The sequence below is a fragment of the Fibrisoma montanum genome (assembly GCF_003583365.1).
Classification (GTDB): domain Bacteria; phylum Bacteroidota; class Bacteroidia; order Cytophagales; family Spirosomataceae; genus Fibrisoma; species Fibrisoma montanum.
The window spans coordinates 763,990-781,136 of sequence record NZ_QXED01000002.1 but is presented as its reverse complement, the minus strand read 5'-3'; the positions used below and the strand labels follow the sequence as shown (position 1 = coordinate 781,136).

The following is a 17,147-nucleotide window of genomic DNA, read 5'->3' as shown; positions in this document are numbered from 1 at the left end:
GATAAGTTCCGGTTAGGCTACGTAGCGGCTTAGGTCATCTGGACAATCCACGGGTTTATTGGGCAGCAGCAACCTGCCACTGCATTTCAGTGGCCCGCGACATGAGATCTTGCAACTCCTTTGTCAACCGTGTTTTAACTTCCTGGAACTGCTCAATCATAAATGCATTCGGTTCATCTGCTTGTTGATGCCTCCTAATGGCCTCGTTCATACGCCTAACCTGTTCGATCGTGTGAAATAGCCGTATCTCTAACTCGTCGTTAATTTCCATACGTTATCGACAATTCTATCAATCCTTTTGGACGTTTTCGCCGATCAGTTTTCAAGAAGTAGTACCAATCCAATTCATCCGCTCGACTAATTAAATACTTAGGATGATCGGCGGGGTACTGCTCGACAAAGTAACAGTCCAATGCAGTAGATACATCTTTCTTCAACTGACGCAACTCATTCGAGATATTGTCAAAATAGGAAAAAGGTACGAAGATCACAATATCAATGTCCCCTGGCTCTGCTTGTCTACTGACGAAACTACCATCAATCCACTCTCTATGAGCAATGGGCAGCACCATCTGTAGCTGATTTAAGAACTGCTCATACTGGAGCAGTAAATCTTTACGATGACTGTTCCAGCCAAACGTATCCTTAAAGACGGAATAATCAACCTGGTTGATCTCGTAAGGAGTGATATAGCCGTTTTGATCAAAACTTATTGCTTGGATCCCCATCCTACGCCACCTTACACGTCACGCCGTCCAGGCTATCCAGCGCCCGCAGCAATGTATTAGTTGGGGCTACCTTCACCGTCCGCGACAGCAAACTGACTTCAATTCGCTCGTGGGGGTCAGCGACGTTGAGCAATAAGGTACAGGTACCGGGGTGGGCACTGATCAGTTCCGTAATCCGGGCGATGAGCTGGGCGTTTACCGAATCCAGCGACAGCGAGACCCGTAACTCCTTGCAGAACTTGTCGCGCATTTCGCTCAGCAGCCGCATCGCCGTTGGCTTGAATTCCAACTGATCGGAGTTCCAGCGGTTCTGCGTCTTACCCGTTATGTGCAGGAAGCGGCCGACCTCCACATACTGGGCCATCCGCACGTAGTCGTCGCCAAACAGGGTCATCTCGACGGACGTACTGTAGTCCTCAAATTTGAAGATCATGAACGGATTACCGTTCCGGGCGATTTTCGTCTGCACCGCCGATACAATGCCCCCCACCTTGATTTCGGGCTGGCGCGTTTCGTAGATCTTGTCCAGCGTGCAGTTGCAGAACCCGTCCAGTTCCAGCTTGAACTCATCGAGCGGGTGGCCGGTGATGTAAAACCCAACGACCTCCTTTTCGAACTTCAGTTTCTCAATCTGGTTCCATTCCGGCACGGTCGGCGCTTTTGGCCGCGGCAGCATAGGTTCTCCGCCCGTCAGCGCTCCAAACAGCGACTGTTGCGCAGCCGCTTTCTCGGCGTGGTAATTGTTGCCGTACCGAATGATTTTGTCCAGGAAAGGTGATGAGTCGCCATCGGCCATTTCAAAATACTGGGCCCGGTGGTACTCATCGATACTATCGAAAGCGCCGGCGTAGGCCAGCGATTCCCAGGTTTTCTTGTTCACCGTCCGGAGGTTAACCCGGATCGCAAAGTCGAAGATATCTTTATAGGGGCCACCCGCCTTACGTTCCTCAATGATCGCTTCTACGGCTGCGTCGCCCGCGCCTTTGATGCCGCCCAGACCAAAGCGAATTTCGCCTTTCTGGTTTACGCCAAACACCCGCTCCGATTCATTCACATCGGGGCCCAGCACCGGAATACCCAGGTTCTTACACTCTTCGAGGAAGAACGTAATCTTTTCGATGTTACCCAGACAGCTTGTCAAGACGGCCGCCATGTACTCCGACGGATAGTACGTTTTGAGGTACGCCGTCTGATAAGCGACAAAGGCGTAACAGGTGGAGTGCGACTTATTGAATGCGTAGGACGCAAAGGCCTCCCAGTCGCTCCAGACTTTCTCGCAGATTTTCAGATTCAGGCCGTTGGCGGCACATCCGTCCATGAACTTGCCCTTCATCTTGTCGAGCACGTCCTTCTGCTTTTTACCCATCGCCTTCCGCAGCACGTCGGCGTCGCCCTTGGTGAAGTTGCCCAGCTTCTGCGACAACAGCATCAACTGTTCCTGGTAGACGGTAATGCCGTACGTATCGGCCAGAAACTCCTCCATTTCGGGCAGGTCGTACTTGACTTCCTCGCGGCCGTGCTTCCGGTTGATATAATTCGGGATGTACTGAATCGGTCCCGGACGATACAGGGCGTTCATGGCGATAAGGTCCTCGAAGCGGTCGGGCTTGAGGTCCTTCATGTGCTTTTTCATCCCGTCGGATTCGAACTGAAAAATCGCGTTGGTTTCGCCCCGCTGAAACAGTTCATACGCCTTCGGATCGTCCAGCGGAATATCGTCAATGTCCGTTTCGACGCCGTTGACAAAAAAGCCTCCGTAGTTTTGCCTGATGAGCCGCAGACATTCCTTGATGATCGTCAGGTTGCGCAGCCCCAGGAAGTCCATCTTGATTACCCCCGCATCCTCAATCACCTTACCCTCGTACTGGGTGATGATGAGGTTGGTATCTTTCGAGGTTGAGACCGGTACAATATTCGACAGGTCATCGGGCGCGATGATGATCCCGGCCGCGTGAACGCCCGTGTTGCGCACCGTTCCTTCGAGCCGACGCGCCTGTTGCAGTACGTTCTGGACTTTCTCCGTGTCGATCAGCTTCATGGCCCGCCCGACGCTCTGATCGCCGGCTTCGAGTGCCCGCATCCGCTTCACGTTCTCCACCTCTTCGGGCTGAATCACGTTCGCCAGACCACCGGGGCCGTCAATCGGATCTTCAAAAATCCGTTTGAGCGTCATGTTATACGTCGGCTTATCCGGCACGAGTTTCGCCAGGGCATTGGCATCCGGCAGGGGCAAGTCCATCACCCGCCCTACGTCCTTGATAGCCGATTTAGCGGCCATGGTACCGTACGTAACGATGGCCGCTACCTGCTGCTTGCCGTATTTGTCAACCACGTAATCAATGACCCGCTGCCGGCCTTCATCGTCGAAGTCAGTATCGATATCGGGCATTGATTTCCGGTCGGGGTTGAGAAACCGCTCGAACAGCAGATCGTATTTAATGGGGTCGATGTTGGTGATACCGATGCAGTAGGCCACCGCACTACCGGCCGCCGAACCCCGGCCGGGGCCCACCATTACGCCGAGGTCGCGCCCGGCCTTGATGAAGTCGGCCACGATGAGGAAGTAACCGGCAAACCCCATTGTTTTGATCGTAAACAATTCGAAATCAAGGCGCTCCTGCGCTTTCTGATCGATTTCGCCCCAGCGTTTCTTCGCGCCTTCGAACGTGAGGTGTTTCAGATATTCCCACTGGTTCGCTACGTCGTCGTCGTGGAGCTGGAACTCCTTAGGAATGGGGAAGTTGGGCAGCAGAATATCCCGCTTAAGCTTCAGCACCTCCACCTTGTCGACAATCTCATTGGTATTGTCGATGGCTTCGGGCAGGTCGTGAAACAGCGTGCTCATCTCCTGCGTGTTCTTAAAATAGAACTGGTCGGAGAAGAAGGCAAACCGGGTTCCTTTTTTGGGGCCTTCCTCGTCGTTAAATTCTTTTTCGGACGGCGTCGCCAGTTTTTCGCCCGTGTTCACACACAACAGAATGTCGTGGGCAACCCAGTCGTCGCGGTCCACATAGTGCGAATCGTTCGACGCGATGATTTTGACGTTGTATTTATGCGCAAACTTGACCAGCACCTCGTTGGCCTTGATCTGGTCGGGAATGTCGTGGCGCTGGAGTTCGACGTAGTAATCCTCACCAAAGCGGTCGAGCCACCATTTGAATTCATTTTCGGCTTCGGCTTCCCCCTTTTTAAGGATGGTTTTCGGCACGATGGCTCCAATGCAGCACGTAGTTGCAATCAGACCTTCTTTGTGTTTGTCAATCAGGTCTTTGGTAATGCGCGGGTACTTACCGTACAGCCCCTCCATGTAGCCCAGCGAGCAGAGTTTCGCCAGGTTTTTATAGCCCTGCGGGTTCTTGGCCAGCAGCAGTTGGTGATACCGAACGTCCTTAACGTCTTTGGTAAACTGCTTTCGGGTATGGTCTTCCACCACGTAGAACTCACAGCCGACGATGGGCTTGATGCCCTGCTTGCTGGCTTCGGCCACAAACTCAAACACCCCGAACATATTGCCGTGATCGGTGATGGCTACGGCGGGCATATTGTCGGCCTTGGCCTTCTTAATCAGCTTCTTAATATCAGCCTGCCCGTCGAGCAGGGAGTATTGCGTGTGGCAGTGGAGGTGAGAGAATTGCATACGTCGGAATTGTCTGAATCGGATTTTACCAGATTTTTCTGATTAACACGATTTAGTTCTTCCGGTAAAAATAGAACAAACTGCGTCGGTAAGAATGTAAAGTGAGCGAGATTTTTAGAAAGATTTTGGTAAGAAGTTGAGTATGAAATGGCGAACGTCAGGCGTCCCAGGGTAGCGGGTTTGACTGTTGCCGTGTATATCTGAACTGATCAGGAGTGAGATCAACGATAGCGCAGCAAAATGAAAGTATCTACTTCAGGAGTGCTTGTTTGACCTCTTCTACGCCCCAGAAAGTCACTGGAGATAAAATTTTTTTTGTCATTGCACCGTTGCTACATAGTCAGGTTTCGCTCTATCACGTCAAGTATACTATTGGCCTTGTCCGTAAATTTTCCCTTCTTAAAACGAAGACTATTAGGATGAGCAATCTGAAACGTGTTCAAAGGTAACTTTTCAGAATGGAGTTGATAAACTGACGATTCTAGATGTTTCTTAGCCCAATTCTTGTACTGAGAGAAGTAATGATTCATATGCCAATTATACTTACCGTTAGCAGTTGTAATTAGTACAATATCTGGTTTGACAATATCAATCTCGTGCACTAACAACTGAATGAAAAACTGCATAGTGTGATCGAATAGCTGGTCTGATGGGCGTTTCTTATTTACATCAATCTTAGACAGATTAGTCCATAGCGAAGCTTCTGCATATGGTACTGATACACTTATTCCAATACGCTCAGCTAACATCTGTCTGAACCACCAGAATGGAGAATTATGAAAGTTATTACTACTCACAAATCCTCTATACAAGTCCATTGCTTCCTTCACGCAAGGGCGAGGTTCATTGTTGTTCCAACCATAAGTTTCCTGCCCAACAACTAACAATTTCTTTGGAGCTCGGATGTACTCGTTGCTGACACACATAAAGAAAGGCCAAGAAGGCTGCTCATTAACCTCCTTGTTTGTATCAATTAACTTGTATAATGTCTGCAGATGGCGATCGTATTCTAAAGCCAGTAGCTCATTCATGTGTAGTGCATCAGTCGCAAAGCGGTTAGGATGATTCACGGTATGTGGAGTTTAAAGTTTCGCTGCCCAATATATGCAGTTTACTCCTCATAACACCGCATTTCCAGCAGGGCCGCTGGGGCGCTACCGTTCGTCGCTTTCAGGTGAATCGTCAGGCTGCGGGTTTCAACCGGCTGCTCGAAGCGAATCGTGTTACGCGTCTGGTGATTATCCGTTTTGTGGTAGATACGCTCCTGCCGGTCGTTGCATAGGATATATTCCCGAACACAGAAGGGTGAAGCCGTTTCGGGATGTACCATAATGACCGACTCCAGTGGATGGTCATAGTCGGTATCGAAGAACAGGTCAACGCGGCTGATTCGCTGCCTGGTCGGCCAGTTTGCCGTTAGCGTTGGATTCGGATCGGCCAGGTCGGCAACGTAGGCGTTGGGCTGACTCGTCGGCCGCTGAATGCCGTTTCGGATATTTTCGGGACCGAACAGTCGAATACCCGGTTTGGACAATTTAAGGGCAATGTTGTGGCCCTTCGGACGGCGTTCGGGGCACCAGAATTCAAACGTATCGACCCCAATATCGTCGGCTGGTTCCTGCTTGCCAAAGTTCGACACGGCTGCGTTAATCCTGTTGAATACCGACAACACGCCCGTTACGCGCAGATTACTGTATTGCAGTTTAACGTGCTCGTTTTTCATGAACATCACGAACACGTAGCACGGCTCGTCAACGCTTGCGTCGAAGTTCAGCTCAAACTCCTGTTTTCCTTTCCGTAGTGCTATTGTCAGCGTCGCCAACGTAACGTCGGGCGTGTGATTACTGGCCTGGCTGCTCCGGCGCAACTCGACGGTCAGGGTTGTGTCCTGCTCAGCCACAGCCCAGGCAGTCAGACGGGGAACCGGCCCGGTCGGTAGCGGCAGCATCTGCGCGGCTGATTGAGCCAGCGTCACCAGCGGACCGTCGGCGGGCAATTCGGTCAAGGCAAATTCGCTGGATGCGGTTAAAGTAGCCTGCTGGATTAAATCCTGCTCGTCCCGCAGGCGTAAACCCGGGATGTGGTGACCTGTCTTGAGCAGGGCTTGCTGTAGAGACGCTATTCCCTGCGTCTCTACGAGGTTTCGCGGCATCAACCCATCGCGTGTACACAAGGCTGCGGCCATACCTACTGCCTGACCAACGTGCGCGCTGGTTCCCATAACCCGTGAAGAGCCGAACGCTACGTGGCTGGCGCTGATGATTCGACCGGCAATAAACAGATTCGAGATGTTCCGGCTGTACAGGCATCGATACGGAATCTGGTAAAGACCCTTGCTGTGCCACTGATTGCAGCCGGGCTTTTCGGAAAACACACCGTCGGCCGGGTGAAGGTCAATCGACCAGCCGCCGAAAGCGACGGCGTCGGGGTGGGTTCGCTGTTCAACCACGTCCTGCTGCGTCAGCATGTAATCCCCTTCAAACCGGCGGCTTTCGCGCTTGCCGGGAATGTGGCCGACCCATTCGAGGGTCATAGTTTCGGCTTCGGGAAACTCGTTGGAGTTCTTGATGTAATTCCAGACGCCGTACACCACTTTCCACAATTCCCACTTGATGGTTTCGGTGTCGTGGACGGTATCCAGTCGCCCGCCGTATTCAATCCACCAAAGCTGGCAGCCGTATTCCTGAGCATTGAACCGACGGTAGCGCGGGATCTTCGTGATGTCGTCCAGCGCGTACGACGGCGGCACGAAGCGAACCGGTCGGCCCGTGTCTTTCGTGTAGAAATACAACGAATGACCCAGCAGCTCGCCATACTCGGCCGTGGGCGCGAACTTCTCGCCAAACTCCTCCCGCGATTCGGCCCCCATCCGGAAAGCCGCTCCCGCCTGAAAGCCTACGATGCCGTCGCCCGATGCGTCGCAAAACAAAGGGGCTACCAACTCGTACAACGTGCTGTTCTGGCTGCAGAAAGCGCTCAGGCTGCTGATGGTATCTTCGCTCGACTTCTTAACCTCATAAACCGCCGTGTTCAGCAGCAGCGTAATGTTTGGCTCACTGATGACTTTCTCCAGCAGAATCGTATCAAAAATCAGCGGATTGCCTTCGGGGTTCCGATACCAGTTTTCAATCAGAATTTCGTCGATAACGCCCCCTTCGCGCGCCCAGCGGTTGTTGTTGCCCATGTGCGACGTAGCTCCCAACACCCACAGCCGTACTTCGCTGGACGCGTTGCCACCCAGCACCGGACGGTCCTGAACGAGTACGACGCGGATGCCCGCCCGAGCCGCTGTAATGGCGCAGCAGGTGCCGGATAACCCACCACCCACAACAATCAGGTCGGCTTCGTGACGGATGGCTTTGAGTGACCGCTTATCAGTTGCGTCGGACTTCAGCATAATAGTGAGCGTCAATAACAGGTGAAAAATCGGATTGGCCGTTGGCGTTCAGTGCTGCCATCCGGAATTGATAAGGTGTATTTTTGGCCAGGCCGGACAGGTGATAGTACCCGCTCTGCGCGACATTAATGCTGACCTTCGTCCAGGCGTCGGTGGTCGTTCCTGCGCTACTAACTGGTCTGTATTCCAGAACATAGCCAGTGGCTTTTTTGACCGGTTCGAAACAAACAATGGCTTCCGTTGGCTGGCGAATAACGCCTTGCACCTGGGGCGCTGTCGGCAACTGACCACCATCCGGCGTTACGGTTCGCTCCTCCGACCAGGCGGTTTGATAGTTGTTGTGTTTCAGTCGCCGTAGCCGGAAAAAATACGGCTGGCCGTTGGTCAGATTGGAGATAAACAATACGCCTTTGGTGTCGGATTGCAGAATGGGCGCGTTTGCGTAGTCGCCGGATTTTGTCGTGTATTGAATCTGAAACAGGTAATCGTCTACCTGCGTAGCGTACCCCACAAAGAACCCCCTATCGGCTGGTTCTACGTACTGAATGGCGGGCGGCACGTACGAATCCTGCTCTGTTTTAACCGACCGAACAGCCGTGGGCTCGCTCTCCCCTGCCGGGTTTACGGCTACCAGAGCAACCTGATACGTCTTGTCAAAGGTTAGCTTAGGAATGTCGATATAGGGGTTCGCGGTGGGTGCGGTTTCGTTCGATAGATTATCAGTTCCATAGCGAAGTTTGTATCCCGTTGCCGTGGGCACTGGCGCGAACGTCACCCGAATTACCGCACTGTTGGGTCGGATATCGTTCTGCTCAGTCCGTCCGCTGGTAGCCGCCAGAACGGCTGGCGACTTGGGCTTACTGAAATACAGCGTCGTATCGTAAACAGCGTAGTTCAGGGGCGACACCAGCGCAATCTGCACGGCATCCGATGTAGCGGCCCCATTCGACCATTGCACAGTTTGCTGAACAGGGTTGTCACCGGGCCTGATAGCAGGCAGATTTGTGAAACCGCCCTGCGCAAACCGACCGTTGCGGTCGAGTACTTTCCAAACTAGCCGGTACCCGTTCAGCGTGTACGCCGGTAGGTCCAGCACGCGCCGGGGCGAAAACACAACCGTAGCGCCGTTGCTGGTTACGTTGGTCACGGCCATTGACCGAACCGGAGCCGTTTCCCGACGGAACGAATACCACGCTTTTTTGGGCTGGCGGAACACATCGACAACACCCCACGGCCGGTTTTCGGTAGACTCTTTGGTACCCACGTAACTGCTCCGATAATCATTGAAGGTCCAGAGCGACCCGCCAATCAGGTACGGACGGTTGCGGATGGAATCGACCATCGCTTTGGCGTCTACGTCGGCATCCAGATTTTCCTGCAACTGACCGTAGCCGTATTCGGTGTAAAAAAGCACTTTGTCGGGGTGCTGCGTGTGAATCTGGTCGGCAAGCTGACCCAGATTTTTTCCATACTTGTTGATCAGACCCACGTCCGAAAACTGAATTGCATCGGGCTTGCGCTGCGCCGTATGGCTTACCATGACGGCGAGCCGATTTGGGTCAAGCTTTCGGGCCAGTTGAGTCGCCAATTCGACATAGTTCATTGTTCCGGGATAGTCACCAATCTCATTACCCACGCTCCAGCCGATAATAGCGGGATGGTTGAAATCCCGCGCAATCATGCGCTCCAGCCACTCGGTTGTGGTTGGTTTGTCTTTGTCGGCCAGTACGTCGAAACCCCAGAGGGGTATCTCGGCGAAGGTCATAATGCCGCGTTCATCGAGGTAGTCCAGCGCTTCTTTGGGCAGGGGCAGGTGCGTCAACCGGGCCATGTTTGCACCCAGTTCCTTTAACTTATCAATATCTTCCTTGATACGCCAGAGGGGGAGCGTGTTACCAGTTGTCCGATCGTCGGGCACGAGATTAAAACCCATTGGTCGGATAGGTTCGCCGTTGAGTCTGAACGCGTAGTTTCTGTTATCAACCTCTACTTTACGCACACCAAAGCGGTCAATTACCGGCTTATCGGTACGTATCGTCACGGCTGATGTGTACAGAAACGGGTCGTCGAAATGCCAGAGGTGAACCTGCTTGCTGGTCAGATTTGTGGAAATCACAACTTCCTGCGTCTGCTTCGGCGGCACCGTTGCGGTAAACGGCAGCTTCTTCTGGTACCCATTCGGGGCCGACAGCGACACTTCACCCTGTACCGTTTCGGGCGTTGTTCCGTGATTTTGCAGCAGCACCTTCACGCCCACTACAGCCGTGCGTTTGGCCAGATCAACGATTGGTGTAATGTGCTGTCGGACAATGCGGACAGCTTCAGTAGCCTCCAGCGTTACAGGTCGACGGATACCGCCCCAGTTCCAGATGGCTCCGCGCCGGAAGGTGTTATCAGCGCAGACCACAATGGTATTTGGCCCGCCGTAGTTCAGCAGCGACGTAACGTCAAACTCGAAGGGCAGATACCCGCTGTTATTCGTTCCAAGCAGTTGACCGTTGAGCCAGACTTTGCTGTCGTGGTAAACAGCCTCGAAACACAGCCGCATGGTTTTACCTTTCAGATTAGCGGGAATCGACAGCGTTTTCCGATACCAGCCTTTGCCAGCATAATGCGCGTACTCGTTCCGCAAATCCCAGTTGCCGGGCACAGGCAGCGAATCCCACTCAGCCGCAGTATAGTCGGGTCTGAACCAGCCCGCCGACTCACCCCGCCCATTCGGATCAGTGCGAAAGGACCAGGTACCATTGAGGGATGTGGTATTTTGCGCACTCGCACCAGAAACTAACCCGCACACAATCCACGTTATTATGAGTAATTTTGTCAAAACGATTTTCCAATATGGCTTCTTCAATTGTTTCTTCTCGTTTAAGCAATCTCCAGATGGAGTTGCTGAAGCTATATCCGTACAATGTTTCCGACTCAGAACTGCAGGATATTCGTAAACTCCTGGCCGATTACTTTGCGCGGAAAGTTGACGAAGAAATGAGCCAGCTTTGGGAAGAAAAAGAATGGAATGAACAAACCATCGAGACTTGGAAGAACGAACACCTACGTCGGCACAACGCTTAATGCGGGTAGTCCTGGACATCAATGTACTGCTAATTTCGCTGCCCGTTCGCTCTCCATACCGACCTTTGTTCGACGCACTCAAGGAAGGTAAGTACGAGATAGCTGTCAGTACCGACATCCTGCTTGAATACCACGAAAAGCTATCCGAGAAGACATCGCCAACGGTAGCCGACAATGTCATCAAGTTGCTTTTGTCACTCGATAATGTTTTTCTACAGCCCATATTTTCCAGTTGGGGGCTTATGCAAAGTGACCCTGACGACAACAAATATGTTGATTGTGCCCTGGTTGCCAACTCGGACCACTTAGTCTCAGAAGACCGGCATTTTATTATTCTTCGCGACATAGCCTTTCCTGCCTTATCTGTTATCCGCGTTGACGAATTTTTGAGCTTGTTGCAAGTCTGAGTAAAGCTTGACTTTTCGTGCCGCCCGCCAGGGAATCAGCGCAGCCAACAGAATCACCACGGCAATGCCTGCTGTTGGCCCGGCACCGGACGTAGCCAGCAAACTCAGTCCAAACAGCATCACCGCCGTAAATACCAGCGACCCGGCTATGACCTGCAGGCCGAAGCGGTTCTGCTGACGGATAGCCGCGGCTTCTTCGGGTTGCTCGGCTTGAAGTAAGGCGTCTTCCCGTTTCTGTTCACGGGTTGCCTGGTACTTCAAGTAATCGTCGGCGGTTCTATTCCGTGACCGTTGATACAATTCATAACCCAGCAATAGCAACAACGGTAACCCCACGCCAATGGCCGTTTCCCAGGCCCGCGACAGTTTGTAACCCAGCAACCACGGCGACAGCACTTTGAAGAACAGATTGACAAATAAACCGATGCCCGTAATCCAGAGCGTAGCGCGGCTGGTCAGGCGTTTAGAGAACAAGGCCCAGAGCGGTGGCGCCAGCAACGGCCCGCCCGAAATAGCCGAAATACTCAGCACCACCTCCACGATACCACCAGCCGCCGGAACCAGCAGCGCAATGCCAATCATACCCAGCCCAAATAGCCACGACGAGCCACGAGCCACCCGAATTAGTTGCTTATCAGACGCATTCGGGTTAATCAGTCCTTTATAAATATCATTAGTAAACACGGCCGAAACGACGTTCAGGGCCGTATTCGCGCTGGCCGAAGTGGAGAAGTACATACCCGTCAGCATCAGACCCAGCAGACCGGGCGGCAGCACGAGCTGGCAAATTTTCAGGTATGCGTTTTCGGTATCCAGCCCGGCCAGTGAAGGATTGATTACCTTGTAAATCATGGGCGGCAACATCCAGATTACCGGGCTAATCAGGTACAAGCTCGCGAACAGAAACGCCACTTTTCGGGCTGACTTTGGGCTGTCAACACTGGTGTAGCGCTGCACGAACGTCCAGTTACCGCCGATGTAAGCGATGTGGTAGAATACGAAAGCCAGAATGAAACCGATGGTGTATTCGCCGTTGAGCAGACCGAAAAAATCGTCCGGCACGTTTTGCGTAAACCCTGTAAAGCCCCCTACCCGATCCAGCGATAACGGCAGTAAGATGAACACAGCCGCCGACAGCACCACGAATTGCAGAATATCCGTCACCATCACAGCCCAGAGTCCACCCACCGCTGTGTAGGCAATCATAAAAATGCCCAGCCCAATCGTACACGGCACCAGCGGCAGATTCAGCGACGAGCTAACCAGCCTGGCAACCGGATACAGCACCGAGCCTTTGATAAACACCGAGACCAGAGTAAAAATGAAAATGTACACCTTCTGAACCGTCAGGCCGAGCCGTTCGCGGATGAACTCGGCGGCCGTTAGGGCTCCGGCTTTTTTCCAGCGCGGAGCCAGATACAAGCCCGTAATCAATGCGCCGATGCACATGGTCCACTGAATCGTTATCGCGACCCAACCGTATTTATAGGCGATAGAACCCCAGGCCACGAACGTTCCGGCCGAGAAAAAGCTCATGAACAAGGACAATCCACCGATGAACCACGGTACAGCTTCACCACCGGCAAAAAACGACTTCAGGTTCCGTCCCGTCCGGGCGAACAGCATCCCGATTCCCAGCACGAAGGCCGAGAAGATGACGATGACAGCGGTATCAATAGTTGTATTCATCTCAAAAGGTGAAAGTGCGAACCGGAGCGCCGGACCGGAGTGAACGAGCGAAGTATTTGCTCTGGTCAGGGCCACTCAAACTGCCAGACATCGATGCCGAATGGCGCTAAGTTGACCGTTGTCTGTTGTGCGTCGATTGCTTTGTTGTTCATCAAACTTGTCAACCGTCCGTTACCGGGTTTAACCACAGTCGGTTGTAGCTTCACTACTGTTTGCGTAGCCTCAGCGCGGTTGTTCAACAAGACGATGAACAGCTTTTTCTTGTCCGGCGACAGGGCCGTTACGTAGTCGACATTCGGGGTTTCCGGCGTCACGAGTCCTTCGCGGATAATCAGGCTGGCAGGTTTTCCATAGATGGTGCCAGGCGCAAACCCGTATGTCTGGTGCGGGCCGACTTTGGGCGTTACAAACCCGCGCGGGAACGCCACGTTGCCGCCCGACCGAAGTTCGGCTTCGGCCATGAGGTAATCGGTAATCCAGCCAATCTGCCACCAGGCGTGGTGCGGATATGGCCCCGAACCCCGATTCATGGCTTGCCAGTAGTAGGAGGCAACGCTGGTTTTGTCATCCACAAACGCGTGTCGACCCACGGCTGCGGCCCTCGCCATATCGGCAAACAAAGGCTCTTTTGTCAGTTCATACATTCGGATGAACAGGCCCGCGTGGCTGGCTAATTGAATGGGACCGTGACGATTGGCCGAACCAAAAATCCCGCCATGTTCAAAGCTTAAACCAGATTGGGTAATCTCCCAGTCTTCGCGTTTAATGCCTTTCACATCTTTCACCGTCCTGTTCGGAATCGGGTGCGTATAAATAGACGTTGTGTAAATTTTGGCAGCCGTGATTGCGGCATCCCTATAGCGGCTATCTTTGGTCAGATCATATAAATCCAGCAAAGCCTGCGCCGACTGTCCGGTAGCAAAATCGGGGGCGTACCGCGCATCGCCACACACGCCCAGAAAGTGCCCTTTTTTGACGGCGTTTTCCAAAAACCAGTCGGCTCCTTTGCGGGCGGCCTGCAGGTACTTGTCATCTTTCAGTATCCGGTGCGCGACAATCAGGCCGTAGAACGTTGGGCGGGTGTCAGGAATATCCTGAAAGGCTTCTTTTTCGGTGGGTTTGTCATAAGCAACGGCCCAGCTACCGTCGGGTTTCTGCCACTGCAACAGCCGGTCGGCCCCGAGCCGCAAGCGCTCCTTTAGCGCCTGGTTATCCGGCTCAAACAGCAGGATGTTACCCATATCGAGCATGGTGTAGTACGTCAGGCCGATGGGTTCGACTACCTCACCCCACTCCTCCACGAACTTCTTCGATTTGGCCAGATAGTATTGCCCCAGGGCCGCACCTTTAAAGAATCCGTCCTGCGTCTGCTGCTGCGTCAGCTTGAAGTTCAGCGCATACGGCAAAACTTCACGCGTTAGCTTCGGGTCGCCCGTTGCGTTAGCCAGCATCCACATGGCGCCGTAGTCGGAGTTTTTCATGGCGTCTTTATTGGAGCCGACCACCCCGCCGAGGTACGACTGTCCACCAATTTTCAGATTCTGGTACTCCTCCACGTTCCACAGCGACGTAACCGGGTCGGTCAGATACTGGTGCATTTTCTGGATCCGGTCGGTCAGCGACTGCTTGTTCTGCCGCAACGCCAGTGACTCCCTGAACTGATACACATCGTACACGGCATGCTTCAGGGTACTGAACCAGTCGCCATTGTTCAGACTGATGCGAAACGAATACGTCAGCACATCGCCCGCCTTGAGTTGCGACTTGGGTTCGCCCAGCACCGGATAGTAGAGCGTTGGACTAAGCTGTGACTTGCGGTTCATGTGCGACAACCCAATGTTCCAGTTCTCCTGCGTAATCTTGTCGACCGCCCACGGGTCGCGGCCCAGTGACGGATCGGGTATTACGGCAATTGTCTGGCCAGCTTTGGTTGTCACCATTGGGCAGAGCGTACTGGCGCAGCGCTCGCGGTAAACAACCGGCAACTCGGGCACGCCCTGACCGTAAGCATACGCCCGTACGAAATCCTTCTGGATAGCATTGCCCTGAAAATACCCCGGCACTGTGGCCCATTCCAGCTCGTTTTCCGGAACGGTAACCACCGTCGGGCTGGTCGAAGAATAATACCCCGGCTGCTTAACCGTGATGGTTTGCCTGATTATTACATCCGTCGAAAATTTCGGATCGAGGGACCAGTCCGAAACCACGGTTGCTACGTCGGTCTCGTGCTGAAACCGCACGCCATTCTTACCCGTTTGCTGCGCTGCTTTCGGGAAGAAATGATACGCCGTTCCGGCCGTGTTCAAGCCTACGGGACTGGTCGTTTGTCGCCACTGGTCCTGCTGGTAATGGTATTTCGGCCCGGGAAACTCTTCGCCTGTATTGGATTTGAACGTGCGCTCCGGTTCGGTCGGCGGCTTCTGGGCGGCATACAGCAGCGTGTTTTCGCCGGATGGGTTGGCCACCTGAGTCCATTTGCCGCCCTGCCGAACAGCCGCTTCGCGCAGACGCCAGCCATTGGCCGTTTGTTCCCAACGTAGCCGAAGCCGGTCGTTCTCCAACGTCGGTTTCGAGGCCGTTTGGGCGATTGCTCCGCTGGTCCATAAGGTTAGCAGGGCGCAAAAGAGACGCGATGTTGTCATAATAAAGAGAGTGGTGGATTGGGTCAATCTACTTCCAATCGGGGTTTTGCTGTAATTGCGGATTGGCGTTCAACTCATCCAGCGGAATCGGGAAATACTTGTTGCGGGCCTGTAGCGTCCGGGTTGGGTAGACGTTATTAACGGCTTTTGGTACTTCGGTCAAAAACTTACCCGTCCGCGTCAGGTCATACCAGCGGTCGCCCTCGGCGAAAAACTCCCACGAACGCTCCTGGATCACCGCGTCGATGAAAGCCTCCCTGCTCAAACCGGCTCGCAGGTCATCGAGCCCCGCCCGTTTACGAACCGTGTTGATGAATCCATAAGCCAGAGCCGTTGGGCCGTTTTGCCGGGCTTCGGCTTCGGCCGCAATCAGATACACATCCGGCAACCGAAGAATAGGAATGTTTGACAGATTACCAATCGTCGAAACCGGGTCCTGATATTTCTTGATTAAAACGCCCTGGGTTGTAATTGGTGTGATGCTACGCTGGGGCACTATCCTGCCGCTCCGGTCCACGTACGTCGTATCCAGCAGTTGCCGCCGTTTGTCTTTCGGGTCGAACGAGTTGAAAAACGACTGGTACGCGAACATCGAGCCGAACGATGTCCGGGCGTATTCGGCTCCGGCGTTGCCCGTTGGTCCGCACAAACCCGTCAGTTGGTGGCCTCGGCTGGGGCTAAACCCTCCCTCCGACTCAAACGCCCACATGTTTTCGACCCGGGCGGCATCTTCTCTATCGTACCGATACACATCCCGAACGTCGGGCATGAGCGAGTATTTGCCGGAGTTCATAACCAACTGCGCCTGCTCCAGAGCTTTCGCCCAATCTTCGTTGTACAGAGCAGCTTTGGCGTATAATGCGTTAGCAGCCTCCTTCGACGGGCGACCTTTTTCAACCGTTGGGCCGGATACTAAGCCAGCGGCCAGTGCCTTGTCCAGGTCGCTGTAAATCTGCTTGTATACGTCTGCTTTTGAACTCTTACCAACAATGGCTTCGGCCTGCGACACGCTGGCTTTTGTTTTCACGGGTACGTCGCCAAAGTTTCTGCTTAGTGTCCAGTGGTAAAATGCGCGCATGAAGTACGCTTCGCCAACAATCTGATTCCGCCGGGCGGCATCCATGTTTGCATTCGGTACCCGCTCGATGATCCAGTTCGCTTTCTCGATGCCATCGTAGCACGAAATCCAGATTTGCTGGGGCGATTCGTTCTGCCGACCTGCCGTTCGCTGGGTGGTGTAGTTGGGGTCGTAGGTAAACAGCGTCAACGTGTTACGCCCAACAACCGCCCGGGGGTAACACTGGTCCGCACTAAAATCCGATGCCAGCGTCAGGGCCGGGCCGGCGCACATGTCGGCCAGCGGGTCATAAACGGCAATCAGCCCTTTTTCGGCATCAGCCGCCGTTTTGTAGAACGCTTCAGTGTAGATGGATGAATACACCGTCTCATCTAACTGGCAACCAGCCAGACACACAGCAGCGAGTATAGGAATGAGTATCTTTTTCATGGGTTCAGCTAATGATTGCATGATTGAATCGCTGAATGATTGAATAAAAGTCTGTAGTCCTAATTCGA

At 53.4% G+C, this 17,147-nt stretch carries 11 protein-coding genes; 2 read left to right on the top strand and 9 right to left on the bottom strand.

Features of this window, described 5'->3' with window-relative positions:
* Nucleotides 1-55: 55 nt before the first annotated feature.
* From DYU11_RS08930 to DYU11_RS08905, 6 genes are all read right to left on the bottom strand, one after another.
* Entirely contained in the window at nt 56-271 is a 216-nt protein-coding gene (locus tag DYU11_RS08930) for a hypothetical protein (RefSeq protein ID WP_119667295.1), read from the bottom strand.
* The gene (locus DYU11_RS08925; RefSeq protein WP_119667294.1) at nt 261-728 is read right to left on the bottom strand and encodes a DUF6932 family protein; all 468 of its coding nucleotides are present in this window, start codon (nt 726-728) and stop codon (nt 261-263) included. The genes DYU11_RS08930 and DYU11_RS08925 overlap by 11 nt, the downstream gene beginning before the upstream one ends.
* A 1-nt stretch (nt 729) precedes the next feature.
* On the bottom strand, nt 730-4,365 hold the full coding sequence (gene dnaE, locus DYU11_RS08920) for a DNA polymerase III subunit alpha (protein WP_119667293.1): 3,636 nt from the start codon (nt 4,363-4,365) through the stop codon (nt 730-732).
* A 332-nt stretch (nt 4,366-4,697) separates the two neighbouring features.
* On the bottom strand, nt 4,698-5,435 hold the full coding sequence (locus DYU11_RS08915) for a hypothetical protein (protein WP_147367910.1): 738 nt from the start codon (nt 5,433-5,435) through the stop codon (nt 4,698-4,700).
* A gap of 41 nt (nt 5,436-5,476) precedes the next feature.
* Complete coding sequence (locus DYU11_RS08910) at nt 5,477-7,762, bottom strand: FAD-dependent oxidoreductase (RefSeq protein ID WP_119667291.1); 2,286 nt, start codon at nt 7,760-7,762, stop codon at nt 5,477-5,479.
* Nucleotides 7,740-10,589, bottom strand: a complete 2,850-nt coding sequence (locus DYU11_RS08905; RefSeq protein ID WP_158600251.1) for a glycoside hydrolase family 2 TIM barrel-domain containing protein — start codon at nt 10,587-10,589, stop codon at nt 7,740-7,742. Before DYU11_RS08905 ends, DYU11_RS08910 begins: the two co-directional genes overlap by 23 nt.
* 14 nt (nt 10,590-10,603) lie before the next feature.
* On the opposite strand from DYU11_RS08905, the gene DYU11_RS33180 reads away from it, so the two are divergent.
* Nucleotides 10,604-10,834 (top strand): DUF8507 family protein, encoded by a 231-nt coding sequence (locus tag DYU11_RS33180; RefSeq protein WP_158600250.1) that lies wholly within the window; start codon nt 10,604-10,606, stop codon nt 10,832-10,834.
* On the top strand, nt 10,834-11,241 hold the full coding sequence (locus DYU11_RS08900; protein WP_119667289.1) for a putative toxin-antitoxin system toxin component, PIN family: 408 nt from the start codon (nt 10,834-10,836) through the stop codon (nt 11,239-11,241). The genes DYU11_RS33180 and DYU11_RS08900 overlap by 1 nt, the downstream gene beginning before the upstream one ends.
* On the opposite strand, the gene DYU11_RS08895 is transcribed toward DYU11_RS08900, so the two are convergent.
* From DYU11_RS08895 to DYU11_RS08885, 3 genes are all read right to left on the bottom strand, one after another.
* Nucleotides 11,194-12,930 (bottom strand): sodium:solute symporter family protein, encoded by a 1,737-nt coding sequence (locus DYU11_RS08895; protein WP_119667518.1) that lies wholly within the window; start codon nt 12,928-12,930, stop codon nt 11,194-11,196. The genes DYU11_RS08900 and DYU11_RS08895 overlap by 48 nt on opposite strands.
* A gap of 65 nt (nt 12,931-12,995) precedes the next feature.
* Nucleotides 12,996-15,572, bottom strand: a complete 2,577-nt coding sequence (locus DYU11_RS08890) for a glycerophosphoryl diester phosphodiesterase (protein ID WP_119667517.1) — start codon at nt 15,570-15,572, stop codon at nt 12,996-12,998.
* A 28-nt stretch (nt 15,573-15,600) separates the two neighbouring features.
* Nucleotides 15,601-17,079: a RagB/SusD family nutrient uptake outer membrane protein gene (locus tag DYU11_RS08885; protein WP_119667288.1), complete on the bottom strand. Its 1,479-nt coding sequence runs from the start codon at nt 17,077-17,079 to the stop codon at nt 15,601-15,603.
* Nucleotides 17,080-17,147: the final 68 nt, after the last annotated feature.

Excerpts from the sequence above, each read along its gene's own strand:
- DYU11_RS08930 (WP_119667295.1), bottom strand. The coding sequence starts at position 271 with ATGGAAATTAACGACGAGTTAGAGATACGGCTATTTCACACGATCGAA.
- DYU11_RS08885 (WP_119667288.1), bottom strand. The coding sequence starts at position 17,079 with ATGAAAAAGATACTCATTCCTATACTCGCTGCTGTGTGTCTGGCTGGT.
- dnaE (WP_119667293.1), bottom strand. The coding sequence starts at position 4,365 with ATGCAATTCTCTCACCTCCACTGCCACACGCAATACTCCCTGCTCGAC.
- DYU11_RS08925 (WP_119667294.1), bottom strand. The coding sequence starts at position 728 with ATGGGGATCCAAGCAATAAGTTTTGATCAAAACGGCTATATCACTCCT.
- DYU11_RS08895 (WP_119667518.1), bottom strand. The coding sequence starts at position 12,930 with ATGAATACAACTATTGATACCGCTGTCATCGTCATCTTCTCGGCCTTC.
- DYU11_RS33180 (WP_158600250.1), top strand. The coding sequence starts at position 10,604 with ATGGCTTCTTCAATTGTTTCTTCTCGTTTAAGCAATCTCCAGATGGAG.
- DYU11_RS08910 (WP_119667291.1), bottom strand. The coding sequence starts at position 7,762 with ATGCTGAAGTCCGACGCAACTGATAAGCGGTCACTCAAAGCCATCCGT.
- DYU11_RS08900 (WP_119667289.1), top strand. The coding sequence starts at position 10,834 with ATGCGGGTAGTCCTGGACATCAATGTACTGCTAATTTCGCTGCCCGTT.
- DYU11_RS08890 (WP_119667517.1), bottom strand. The coding sequence starts at position 15,572 with ATGACAACATCGCGTCTCTTTTGCGCCCTGCTAACCTTATGGACCAGC.